11 protein-coding genes and 1 tRNA gene are annotated in these 12,296 nt (G+C 66.3%); 1 reads left to right on the forward strand and 11 read right to left on the reverse strand.

Annotation, left to right across the window (positions count from 1 at the left end; all coding sequences use genetic code 11):
• Positions 1 to 163 precede the first annotated feature (163 nt).
• A tRNA-Thr gene (locus QH195_RS16155) sits at positions 164 to 235 on the forward strand.
• Positions 236 to 302: 67 nt separating this feature from the next.
• Here QH195_RS16155 and QH195_RS16160 read toward each other — a convergent pair.
• From QH195_RS16160 to QH195_RS16210, 11 genes are all read right to left on the reverse strand, one after another.
• Positions 303 to 830 (reverse strand): h domain protein, encoded by a 528-nt coding sequence (locus QH195_RS16160; protein ID WP_280435982.1) that lies wholly within the window; start codon positions 828 to 830, stop codon positions 303 to 305.
• A gap of 146 nt (positions 831 to 976) precedes the next feature.
• Positions 977 to 1,972: a hypothetical protein gene (locus QH195_RS16165; protein WP_280435983.1), complete on the reverse strand. Its 996-nt coding sequence runs from the start codon at positions 1,970 to 1,972 to the stop codon at positions 977 to 979.
• Complete coding sequence (locus QH195_RS16170; RefSeq protein WP_280420903.1) at positions 1,969 to 3,438, reverse strand: MlaD family protein; 1,470 nt, start codon at positions 3,436 to 3,438, stop codon at positions 1,969 to 1,971. The genes QH195_RS16165 and QH195_RS16170 overlap by 4 nt, the downstream gene beginning before the upstream one ends.
• Positions 3,435 to 4,727 (reverse strand): MCE family protein, encoded by a 1,293-nt coding sequence (locus tag QH195_RS16175; RefSeq protein ID WP_280420918.1) that lies wholly within the window; start codon positions 4,725 to 4,727, stop codon positions 3,435 to 3,437. Before QH195_RS16175 ends, QH195_RS16170 begins: the two co-directional genes overlap by 4 nt.
• A complete protein-coding gene (locus QH195_RS16180) occupies positions 4,727 to 6,046 on the reverse strand; it encodes an MCE family protein (RefSeq protein ID WP_280420904.1) in 1,320 nt (439 codons plus the stop codon). Before QH195_RS16180 ends, QH195_RS16175 begins: the two co-directional genes overlap by 1 nt.
• Entirely contained in the window at positions 6,043 to 7,104 is a 1,062-nt protein-coding gene (locus QH195_RS16185) for an MCE family protein (RefSeq protein ID WP_280420905.1), read from the reverse strand. Before QH195_RS16185 ends, QH195_RS16180 begins: the two co-directional genes overlap by 4 nt.
• The gene (locus QH195_RS16190) at positions 7,101 to 8,126 is read right to left on the reverse strand and encodes an MCE family protein (protein WP_280420906.1); all 1,026 of its coding nucleotides are present in this window, start codon (positions 8,124 to 8,126) and stop codon (positions 7,101 to 7,103) included. Before QH195_RS16190 ends, QH195_RS16185 begins: the two co-directional genes overlap by 4 nt.
• Positions 8,123 to 9,256, reverse strand: a complete 1,134-nt coding sequence (locus QH195_RS16195) for an MCE family protein (protein ID WP_280435995.1) — start codon at positions 9,254 to 9,256, stop codon at positions 8,123 to 8,125. Before QH195_RS16195 ends, QH195_RS16190 begins: the two co-directional genes overlap by 4 nt.
• A gap of 173 nt (positions 9,257 to 9,429) precedes the next feature.
• Positions 9,430 to 10,287, reverse strand: a complete 858-nt coding sequence (locus tag QH195_RS16200; protein WP_280420907.1) for an MlaE family ABC transporter permease — start codon at positions 10,285 to 10,287, stop codon at positions 9,430 to 9,432.
• Between the two features lie 4 nt (positions 10,288 to 10,291).
• Positions 10,292 to 11,056, reverse strand: a complete 765-nt coding sequence (locus tag QH195_RS16205; protein WP_280420908.1) for an MlaE family ABC transporter permease — start codon at positions 11,054 to 11,056, stop codon at positions 10,292 to 10,294.
• A gap of 295 nt (positions 11,057 to 11,351) precedes the next feature.
• Positions 11,352 to 12,257, reverse strand: coding sequence for a 3-oxoacyl-ACP reductase (locus tag QH195_RS16210; RefSeq protein WP_280435984.1), 906 nt, complete (start codon positions 12,255 to 12,257; stop codon positions 11,352 to 11,354).
• Between the last annotated feature and the right edge of the window lie 39 nt (positions 12,258 to 12,296).

Raw genomic sequence — 12,296 nt, forward strand, 5'->3', positions numbered from 1 at the left:
CCCCCCCCCCCCCCCCCCCCCCCCCCCCCCCCCCCCCCCCCCCCCCCCCCCCCCCCCCCCCCCCCCCCCCCCCCCCCCCCCCCCCCCCCCCCCCCCCCCCCCCCCCCCCCCCCCCCCCCCCCCCCCCCCCCCCCACGACTCCGGGTATGATGACTGCGCCCATGCCTCCTTAGCTCAGTGGTAGAGCACTCGCCTTGTAAGCGAAAGGTCGTCAGTTCAATCCTGACAGGGGGCTCTACGCCGAGAGGCCCCCACCGTTATCGGTGGGGGCCTCTCGGTTACGTCCGAGACGGTTGACTCCGTCAGATCGGGGTCACCGAGGCGACCAGCCACTGGTCGTCGGATTTGTCCAGGGCGACCCGGACGCGGCTGCCGGTCGTGGTGCCCTGGGGGGCTTCCTTGCTGGTGGTGACCTGGTTGAGGAACAGCAGGACCACGGCGTGCGCGCGGTCGGCGGAGACGACGCCGCCGGCCTGGGTGGTGGCCTTGACGTTCAGTTCCTTCTCCTTGGCGCCCGGCACGATCGCCTTCTCGATGAGCTGAAGGTAGTCGGCGCGGAAATCGGGAGCCAGGCTGTCGGCGGCCTTGGGCAGTTCCTTCTCCACCGTCTGGTGTTCGTAGCTGAAAATGGCCGAGACGGTGCGGCTCGCGGCGGCGACAGCGTCGGTGCGCGACTGCTCGGATTGGCGATAGTCCCAGTAGCGGTAGCCGCCGATACCGGCCACCACCGCGGCGGCGACGACCACGACCGCGGTGACGCCGAGCAGGATCTTGTTGCGCAGTTTCATGCCGGTCCTCTCGGCGGGGCGCTTCTCTCCGGTCGCGCTCATGCTCTGTCCATCGGGCATGAGCGAGGGCCCTCCGTGGTTACGCTCCGCTGCCGCCTCCGGGCCTGACTCGCTCATGCTCTGTCCATCGGGCATGAGCGAGGGCCCTCCGTGGTTACGCTCCGCTGCCGCCTCCGGGCCTGACTCGCTCATGCCACGAACTCCACGTCCGAGGCGGTCAGGGCGCCGTCGTCGCCACGTTGCACGGTCACCCGGAAGCGGTAGTACCGCTGCTGTTCGCCTTCGGCGCCCGCATTGGTGAGGGTTTGTTTCGCGGCCACCAGAATCACCGCGGAGTTCTCGTCGTCCCGTTCCACGGCGGCCTCGACGACCTCACCCGTGGACTGCACCTTCGCCTGTTTGACGATCTCGGTGAACGGGTCTATCCGGCCGTCGAATTCAGTTTTGAATTCACCGGAGGCCATGGTGAGGATGCGGTCGATATCCTCCTTGGCCGTATCGGCGCGGATTGTGGTCAGGTTGAGGACCGTTTGGCGCGCGGTCGCGACATATTCGGCCCGGCGTTCGTCACGCTGCTCGGTGGATTGGACGGCGATCATCGAGACCACCGCGGCACCGACCAAGCCGATCACCAGCACGGCAGCGGCGGTGAGCGCGACAATCCGTTTCCACGAGCGGGAGCCGCCCTCCGTGGCGGGCTCGTCACCACCGGATTCGGTCGCGGCGGATTTCTCCATCGATACGACGGTCGCGGCGGTTTCCGCATCGCCGGATTCCGATTTCCCGGCAGGCTTCGCCGGGGTTCCGGCCTTGCTCGATACCACGGTTTCCGCGCCGGAGTTGTCGATCCGCACCGTCTCGTCCGGGTCGCCCGAATCGACGACGGTAGCGGGCACCGCAGTGTCGATCCGTTCCGTGTTGTCGGCGGACTTGCCCGCAGGGACCGCCGCGGACTTCCCCGTAGTGGCGCCCTCGGGCCGGCCGGCAGTGTCCTTCGCGGACTTATCGGCGGCACCCCCGGGCTTGTCCGCGGCAGCGCTCGCAGCTGCGGCGGCGGTATTGCCCGCGGCGGTTCCGGAGTCCGCCGTATCCACGGTGAACTGTTCGGTCGCGTCCTCGACCGGTGGACCCGCCGTCCGGCTGGCCCGCCTACGGGTGCGGCGGGGGTCCTTGGTCTCGCTCATTTCTGCTGCTCCTCGAACATTGCCTGCCAATCCGCGGGTACGGCGCCTGATCCGCCGGGTGCGATATCGCCCTGACGGTAGCTGTGACCGTCGGTGCCGGTATAGACCCCGGTGGCCGGATCGTACGAGACAGCGGCGGCGGGGGTGCTTGCGCCCGAGAAACTAGCAGGTGCCGGGGGTACTCCCGCAACCCCAGGCCCCGTGTCGGGCGCGGCGGCCGGTGCGACACCGGGTGCGGGGGGTTCGGCCGGGGCCACCGGTTGCGGCGGCCCGAACGGCGGGTTGGTGCCCTCCGGGACGAACCCGGTGCGGCACAGTTCCGGGGTCGGTGCGCGGCGGCCCGGGAATTCCATACACGGCGTATTCCGGATACCGCGCACCGCGCTGGGGTCGTTCTGCGGGGTTTTGCAGTACAGGCCCTTGGGCGTCGGAATCGTGTCGACCGCGTCGGGCCCGCGGCGCTGGTCGGGCGGAAGGAACCCGGTGGTACAGGCCGGTGGGTCGTTGAGCACGGTCATGAAGTCGACCAGCGCGCCGTATTCCATGGGACCGCGTACGGCCGTGAGCAGCGCGGCGATCAGCGGTGGGTAGACGACGAGGATCTGTTCCAGGCCGGGATGGTAGGTGACACCGACCTGCCCCAGGCTCACCAGGTTGTTCAACAGCAGCGGCAGGGTGGGCCGCAGATCGTCGAACTGCTGGGTGACCCGCTCCATCGCCGCGGGGCCGTTGGCGAGAATACTGCGCAGGGCCGGGTCGTGGGCGCGGAGCTGATCGGTGACGACCGCCAGATCGCGGGTCCACGAGCGGATCGCGGCATCGGAGTTCACCTGGGTGTCGAGCAGTGGCCCGATCTGTTCGATCAGCTGTTTGGTCGGCCCGACGTTGTCGTTGGCCTCCTGCACCAGCAGGGCCGCGGAGTCGAGGAACCGTTGCAGATCCGGCCCGGCACCGTTGAACGCCCGGAATGCTTCGTCGATGACCTGACGCAGCCGGGTGTCGGCGACGCTGGCCAGCAACCGGTCGGCCTGGTCCAGCAGGGCACCCACATCCTGGGGCAGTTCGGTGCGGTCGACCGGGATCACGCTGCCGTCGTAGAGGTTGGCGTCTCCGGGATCGTCCGGCGGAACCAGATCGACGTACTGCTCGCCGATGGCCGAAACACTGCGTACCAGCGCGGTGGAATCCGCCGGGATCTTGTAGTCGCTGTCGACCGACAGCCGGGCTTCCACACCTTCGCTGGTGAGCCGGACCTCGCGGACCACTCCGACATTCGTCCCCCGGTAGGAGACGTTGGCGTTCTGGTAGAGGCCGCCGGTCGCCGCGAGCTGCAGGGTGACCTCATAGCGTCCGATACCGAACATGGCGGGTACGCCCACATAGGTGCCGCCCATGACGGCGAGGCCGACCACCGTGAGGATGGAGAAGATGATCAGCTGGATGCGGACGAATCGGCTGAGCGTCACGGGCCCTCGCCCCCTTGCGGCTGCCCGGGCAGCGGCACCGTCAGCCCGGGAATGGCGGGCAGGCCGGGGATCGGCGGCAGCCCGGGAATGGTCGGTTGCGGCTGGTCGCTCGGCGGCGCGCCGGGGGGCGGCGCCAGCGGTGCCGTCAGCGGATTGCCCTGTTCGCCGGCGGGTCCGGCCACCTGGCCGAGTGCGACCTCCACGCCGCCGAACATGCCGCCGAGCCCGGTGCCGGTCAGGAAGTTCGAGTCCAGCCGTTTGGCGGTCATGTCCACCGTCATGAACAGGTTCAGGTAGTCGCCCTTGATCGCGTTGTCCAGGTTCTTCAAGGGGAACGGGAACGAGGCGATGATCTTCAGCGATTCGGTGAGGTCGGCGCCCGTATCGGCCAGCGTCTGCAAGACCGGGGCCAGATTTGCCAGGTTCGCTTTCAGGTCGTCGCCACTGTTGGTGATCAACCGGTTCACCACATCGCTGAGTTCACCGAGCTTGGTGATGGTGGTGGTGATGTTCTGCCGGCGATCGGCGAGAACGGTCAGCGCGGGATGGATTTCCTCGATCGCCGCTTCCACCACATCGGTCTGCTCGACGAACTGGCCGGAGAGCCGGTCCAGTCCGCTTATCGCCGAGATGATGTCGTCGCGTTGCGCGTTCAGGTTGCCGATCAGATCGTTCATCTGCGGAATGAGATCCCGGACCTCTTCCTCGTTGCCGACCAGGGCGGAGTTGAGTTCGCGGGTGATGTTCTCCAGCTGCGAGATACCGCCGCCGTTGAGTACCACCGACAGCGAGGACAGCACCTGCTCGGTTGTCGGGAAGACACCGGCCCGCTCCAGCGGGATCACGTCACCGTCGGCGAGCCGCCCCTCGGGGGCGATACCGGTCGGCGGCGCCAGTTCCACATGGTTGCTGCCGAGCAGACTGGTCTGGCCGATCTTGGCGGTGGCGTTGGCGGGCAGCACTACATCCGGGTTCAGCGAGACCGTCACCAGTGCGTGCCAGTCCTCGACCGCGATATCGGTGACCGCCCCGACCGCGACATCGTCGACCCGCACGGGTGAATTGCGGGTCAGCGTGGTGACATTCGGCATCTGGATCTGCACGGTGTAGGAACCCTCGCCGGTACCTTCGGTACCCGGCATCGGCAACGAGTTCAGCCCGTCGTACTGGCAGCCCGTGATCGGTAGCGCCAGCGCGAGCCCGACGGCGAGGGCAGCCGCCCGGCGCCGGAAACCCGGGGCGGGCAACTTCGGCCGGATGTCCGGCGCCCGCAGCGCGAGTCGGCGCATCATCGTCCTCCTCCGGGCAGGCCGGGAATTTCGGGAAGCTGAATACCCGGGATCGCCAGTCCCGCGACCCCGGCCGGAACCGTGATGGGTGCGGGCGCGGGCGCCGCCGGGGGACCTACCTTCTGCGGGTCGACCCGGCCGGGCAGGTCCGGGGTGGTGTAGTCCAGCTGGTCCGGGAACGCGGTCACACCGGTTGCGGGGTTGGTCATGATGGGCACGTAGTTCATCGCCAGCGAATTGATCACCGGGGCGAGGTATTCGGCGCACAGGTCGGCACTGGTATTCGATTCGTGCTGTTCCAGGGCCCGTACCGAACCGCACAGGAAGCTCACCGGATCGGCGAAGTTGTTCAGCGAGATGGCGCCGGTCAGCGTGCCCTGGGCGGGTTTGTAGATCTGGTAGAAGTTCACCAGCGCGGTCGGCCCGGAGTGCAGCGCCTGTTCCAGTTCCGGCCGTTTGTCGACCAGGATCTGGGTCACGTCGGCCAGCCGCTGGACGCCTTCGGTGAGCTCGGTTCCGCTGCCGTCCAGGAACCGCTTCACATCGGCCAGCGCCAGGTCCAGGTTGTCCAGCCCGGCACCCAGATCCTGGGAGACCCCGGCGAGCACCGACGATACGGAGGCCAACCGCCCGCCGAATTGCACGATCTGCTCGTTGCTCTTGGAGAGCACATCCACGAACTTCTGCAGATTGCGGATGGTGCCGAACAGGTCGGTGCGGCCGTCGGACAGCGTGGTCAGGGTGGCCGACAGTTCCCGCAGGGTGCTACGGAACGCTTCGCCGTTACCGTCGAGATTCTCCGCGGCGGTGTCCACGAAACGGCCGAAGGAACCCTGAGGGTCGTCGCCGACCGGGCCGAGCGCGGTGGAGAGTTTGTGGAGTTCGGTTTTGATGTCGTCCCATTCCACCGGGACGGCGGTCCGTTCGATAGGGATAACCGCACCATCGCCCAGCGTGTCCCCACCGGTGTAGGCGGGAGCGATCTGGATGAAGCGCGCGGACACCAGCGACGGCGCGATGATGACGGCCCGCGCATCGGCGGGCAGATCGACGCTGCCGTCGACCGTCATTTCGACCTTCGCCTGATCTCTACCGGGTTCGATGGAGTCGATCTTGCCGATGGGTACACCCAGCACCCGCACATCGTCACCGGGGTAGATACCGGCGGTGGAGGTGAAGTACGCGGTGATCTCGTGTTTGGTGAGCCGGTTGTACACCAGGTAACCGCCGGTGGCGATCAGCGCGATCACCAGAACCCCGGCGACGATCCCCACCCATTTCTTCGGCAGTGCGCGCAGTGTGTCCTTGACAGTGCTCATCGCGGCGGCTCCTGTGCGGACGGGCCGATCTTGGGACCGGGTTCGAGCAGATAGGCGCGCAGCGATTCGGGCAGGTGCTGCGGCCAGACCAGCGCGTCCACCAGCGGATGCAGAGTCTCACTGCTGGCGTTGACGACGTAGGCGTTGAAGTACGGGCCGCTGCCGACCTGTTCGCCGAGCGCCGCGGCGAACGGTCCGAGGCCGTCGAGCGCACCGGTGATGTTGTCCCGGTTGCGCTCCAGTAGATCCAGCACCGAATTGAGTTTGTCCAGCGCCGGTTTCAACTGGGCTTCGTTGTCGTGCACCAGCCCGGACAGCTGCTGGGCCAGCGAGTTGACGTAGACGATCATCTGACTGATCGCGGTGCGCCGCCGGTCCAGTTCGCCGAGCAACTGATTCCCGTCGACCAGCAGTGCGTTGATCGCGTCGGCGCGGTCGGCCAGGATCTTGGTCACGTTCTGCGCGCGGGACAGCAGATCCGACAGGGCTTGGTCGCGGGCGTTGATGGTGCGTGACAGCGCGGTCACACCGTCCAGCGCCGACCGCAGCGGGGCCGGGGTGTCGGCGAAGGCAGCCGACAGTTCGTCCAGCGTCTGGTTCACCTTCTGCAGATCCAGATCCTGCACGGTCTGCCCGAGGTCGCCCAGGGCCTCGTTCAGCGAATACGGCGAGGTGGTGCGTTCGAGCGGAATGGTTTCGGTGACGGTCAGGGTCCCTTCACCGTCCGGGTTCACCGCCAGGGATTTGCGGCCGAGGACGGTATTGGTCTTGATCGCGGCGGAGGTCTTGTCGCCCAGCTGGATCGAATCGGCGACGCTGAACCGGACCAGCACCTGGGCGCCGTCGAGACTTACTTCCTCGACCCGGCCGGATTTCACCCCGGCGACCTCCACATCGTCACCGGTCACCAGCCCACCGGCATCGGCGAAATACGCGGTGTAAAAAGCGCCGCCGCGGATGAACGGCAGTCGTTCGAACTGCAGGGCGGACAGCGCCACCGCGACCGCCAGTACCAATCCGACGACGCCGATGGTCACCGCACGTGATTGCTCCTTCATTCGCTCGCACACCTTCCGGTCGTCTGCTCACCGGGCAGTTCGAGTAGCAGGGGCTTGCCGTCCGGGCCGTCGACCAGGAAGTTGGTCCCGCAGACGTAGATGTTCAGGAAGGAGCCGTAGGCGCCGATGCGGTTCAGTGTCTTGTAGGTCCCCGGCAGTTTGTCGAGGACGTACTGCACGGTGTCCGAACCATTGTCGAGATTGGTGGCCAGCCGGCCGGTCTGGGCGATGGTCGCGGCCAGGTCGGGCCGGGCCTGCACAAGTAGGTCGTTGGCCGCGACCGTGGCATCGGCGATCCGCGGCAGCGCGGCGCCGATGGGGTCGCGGTCGGCGGCGAGACCGCTGACCAGCCGGCGCAGTTCGTCGATCGTGGTGGCGAACTGGTCACCGCGGTCGTCGATGGTTTTCAGCACCGAGTTCAGATTGTCGATCACACTACCGATGAGCGCGTCCCGGTCGGCGAGGGTCTTGGTGAACGAGCCGCTGCTGTTGAGCAGTTCGACGAGTGTGCCGCCCTGGCCTTGGAATATCTGCAACAGCGCGTTGGTCAGATCGTTGACCTGCGCCGGATCCAGTCCGCGCAGCAGGGGTTTGAAACCACCGAGCAGCATGTCGAGGTCGAGGGCAGGCGCGGTCTTGTCCAGGCCGATGGTGCCACCCTCGTGGAGAGTGGTCGCCTCTCCGGGGCCTTCCAGCAGTTCCAGGTAGCGGTCCCCGACCAGGTTCTCGTAGCGGATCGTGGCCTTGGTACTGGTGAGCAGCCGGTATTTGGTGTCGACATCGAATTCGACGTGCGCGTGGTATTCGTCGTCGACCTTCACCGAGGAAACCGAGCCGACCGGTACCCCGGCGATTCGCACCTTGTCCCCGGGCAGCATGCCCGACGCGCTGGTGAAGACGGCGTGGTAGCCGTTCTGGCCGGCGAAGCGCACCTGTGAGAAGACCACCGCCAGACCGGCGAAGACCAGGGTCATCACCAGGGTGAAGATGGCGAGTTTGACTGTCGTTGCGGTGTTGTTCACGGCCGGCCCACCCCCGGGAGTCCGCCGAACAGAACCTGGAAAACCTTGGGCGCGTTCACATTGAACTTGGTGGACGGAATGTAGGGATGTCCTTCCGAGGTATCGGTGACGACATAGTCGGCATGACTGCCCGGCACGCGGTCGGTGGTGCCGGCGCAGCGCGGTCCACCGGTGGCGTTCACCTTCGGGAGGTCGTTCGGGTAGCTGTAGGGCGGTGTGCCGTACATGAAACCGGTGTTCAGGGCCACAGCCTCCTGATTGCCGCCGAAGATTGCCTCACCGAGCGGCAACGCCTTGGCCGCGCCGCTGATGAGGCAGGTCAGTGCGGGCCGGTACTGGTTCAGTAGTTCCGTGGTCGGCCGCAGCAGATCCAGGGCGGTGCCGATCTGTGCCTCGTTCTCGTGCAGAACGGCACCGGTGGTGTCGGCGAGGCCGGTGAGATTCGCCAGCAATGCGTCGACATCCGATTCGGCTTCGGTGAGTGTGCGGCTGCTGACCGTGGCATTGTCGACGGTCCGCAGCAGATCCCCGGAGGCATCCGCGTACAGATTGCCCACCGCCGCGGTGGTTTGGAAGTCGCGCTGCAAGGTCGGCAGCATGGGGTTGATCTCGCGGAGGTACGCATTGCCGTCCACCAGCAGCTCGCCGAGGGATTCGCCGCGGCCCTGCAGCGCGGTACCCAGCGCGGTGAGGGTGGCGCTGAGCTTCTCCGGCTCCACCTGGGCAAGCACATCGCTGAGATGCTGGAACAGCGTGTTGAACTCGACGGTGACCTTGTCGGTCGCCAGCCGGGCTCCCGGTTGCAGCGATTGCTCCTGCGGCTCCTGCGGGATCACGAAATTGATGTATTTGGCACCGAACACCGTGGTCGACCGGATATCGACGGTGGCATTGGCAGGAATCAGACTCAGCTTGTCGGGGTCCAGCGCCAGGCGCAGATCGGTGCCTTCCGCGGTGGGTTCGAGCGCGGCGACCCGGCCGATCTGTACCCCGCGCACCTTGACCTTGGCATCCGGGTCCAGCACCAGACCGCTACGCGGTGCCGCCACGGTCACGGTGACGCTGGGCGTGAAAACGCCGAAGAACATCGTCAAGGAGACGAACACCGCCGCCACAACGGCCAGCACCATGGCACCGCCGGCGAGCTTGAACCCGTACCTCTTCTGGAAATTGGTCCACCCGCTCACCGGGCGCAGCGGCGCCACGGGCTCACCGGGTTCGTGGAGTCCGTTCGTGCCGTTCGGCGTGGCGGAATTCGGTCCGAGCCGTTTGCTGTCCGATCGCATCAGTTCAGTCATGGCGCCTATCCGGAAAGGTTGAAGTTGCCGGAGGTGCCGTAGAGGGCCAGGGAGATCAGCAGCGTCACCGAGACGACCGCGATCAGCGAGGTACGGACCGCGTTACCCACGGCGATACCCACCCCGACCGGACCGCCCGCCGCTGTATAGCCGTAATACGTATGGATCATCATCACCGCCAACGCCATGACAATGGCCTGAACGAACGACCACAGAATGTCGCTCGGGATGAGAAAGGTGGAGAAGTAGTGGTCGTACACGCCGGCCGACTGTCCGTAGATGACAACCGTGGCGAACCGGCTGGCGATGAACGAGGCGATCACCGCCAGCGAGTACAGCGGGACGATCGCGATCATCCCGGCCAGCACCCGGGTTCCCACCAGGTACGGCATCGGCCGGATCGCCATGGATTCGAGCGCATCGATCTCCTCGGCGACCCGCATCGCGCCCAACTGGGCGGTGGAACCCGCACCGATCGTGGCGGCCAGGCCGATTCCGGAGATCACCGGTGCCGCGATACGGACATTGAGGAACGCGGCGAAGAAGCCGGTCAGCGCCTCGACGCCGATATTGCCGAGTGAGCTGTACCCCTGGACGGCGATGGTGGCGCCGGAGAACAGGGTCAGGAAGCCGACGATCACGACGGTTCCGCCGATCACCGCCAGGGCACCCGTACCCATGCTGATCTCCGCGATGAGGCGGATGGTTTCGGTGCGGTAGTGCACCAGCGCACGCGGCATGGAACCGATCGCCCGGCCGTAGAAAACGGCCTGTTTGCCGAGATCGTCGAACGAATTCGAGAATCTGCGGACGCGCCGGGTGACCCGGGGGAAGCGGGATTGGATGATCACCGAGGCCGACATCGCGTCACCGCACCGAGAATTTGAGACCGACCGCCGTGACCACGACGTTCACCACGAACAGCGCCATGAAGGCGAAAACCACTGTCTGGTTCACCGCATCACCGACACTCTTGGGACCACCTTTGACATTCAAACCCAGGTAGCAGGCCACCAATCCGGCGATCAGGCCGAACAGACCGGCCTTCACCTCGGAAATGATCAGTTCCGGAAGATTGGTCAGCAACGTGATGCCGTTGACGAACGCGCCCGGGTTCACGTCCTGCAGATACACCGAGAAAAGGAAGCCACCGACGATGCCGATGGTGCAGACCAGGCTGTTCAGCATCAGAGCGACGAACATCGAGGCCAGCACCCGGGGCACCACCAGCCGGTGGATCGGATCGATGCCGAGCACCTTCATGGCGTCGATTTCTTCCCGGATGGTGCGGGCGCCGAGATCCGCGCAGATGGCGGTGGCACCGGCGCCGGCGACGATGAGCACCGTGACGATCGGGCCGACTTGGGTCACCGCGCCGAAGGCGGCACCGGCCCCGCTGAGGTCGGCGGCGCCGATTTCGCGCAGCAGGATATTCAGGACGAATACGACGAGCACGGTGAACGGTATGGCGACCAGAACGGTCGGCAAGATCGATACGCGCGCGACGAACCACGACTGGTCGATGAATTCGCGCAGCTGGAACGGGCGCCGCAGACTCGCCCGGGCCACCGCGGCGGTCAGTTCGAAGAATCCACCGACGGCCCGCAATGGGACGGCAAGGACGTCGTTCACTGTGGATCCTCCTTGCCTGACTGGTCCCGCTGGCGGCCGGTAGCGATACACCCCGGGACACGCCCCGCTAAGTAGAACACGTTCTTTTCCTATTTGGGGCCATTTTGAGGCTTGTGAACTGTTGACTTGTCGCAATCTCAGACAGCGAGACTGAAACAGGTTTCATACGCCTTGGGCATCATTGTGTGAGGCCGGGCACAGTACGACCCTTGTTTACCAATTGCTGGACGGTTGTTCAACTCTTACCGGCCGGGTCGCACGCGGAAATCGTGCAACCCGCCTGGGCAGAATCGACTCAACCGAGTTCGTGCAGTGCCGTTGCAGAGAAGGTACGGCCTTCGTCGCGTCCGGCGAAGTAACCGGTCAGCGTGGTGGCCAGATCGTCATCAGACCATTGCGCACCCGCCGCATCGAAGCGCTGCTCGACCTCCGGCGCCGCCATCAACGCGACCATCGGGCCGTAGACCACGAAAACCTGGCCGTTCACCCGATCGGCGGCCGGCGAGGCGAGGTAGGCCACCAGGCGTGCCACATGGTCGGGCGAGAGCGGATCGACCTCACCCTCGGGCGCCGCGCTGAACACCTGTTCGGTCATGGCGGTACGCGCCCGGGGGCAGATCGCGTTCGCGCGCACGCCGAAGCGGTTCAACGCTCGCGAGGCGGACAATGTCAGAGCGGTGATCCCGGCTTTGGCGGCCGCATAGTTGGCCTGCCCCTCCGGGCCGAGGAGTCCCGCTTCGGAAGAGGTATTGACGATCCGGCCGTATACCGGGGCACCGGCCTCCTTGGACCGCGCCCGCCAGTAGGCGCCCGCATTGCGGGTCAACAGGAAATGCCCGCGCAGATGTACCGATAGGACCGCATCCCAGTCCTCGTCGGACAGGTTGAACAGCATCTTGTCGCGGGTGATCCCCGCATTGTTGACCACGATGTCCAGGCCACCGAAAGATTCGGTGGCGGCGGTGATCAACGCATCGGCGGTGGACCGCTCGGCGACACTGCCCGCGACGAACTCCGCTTTGGCACCGAGGGCCCGGATCTGCTCCAGTGTCTCGGCCACGGCGTCGGACTCGGCGAGGTCGTTGACCACCACCGAGGCCCCGGCTCCGGCCAGAGCGAGCGCCTCGGCCTTACCCAGGCCCGCACCCGCTCCGGTCACGATCGCAACTCGCCCGGCAAGGCTGGTATCTGTATCGCTCACCGGGCCGACTCTAGAACGTGTTCTTATTCACGGCAAGAG

Source organism: Nocardia carnea (assembly GCF_029868855.1).
In the GTDB taxonomy this organism is placed as follows: domain Bacteria; phylum Actinomycetota; class Actinomycetes; order Mycobacteriales; family Mycobacteriaceae; genus Nocardia; species Nocardia carnea_A.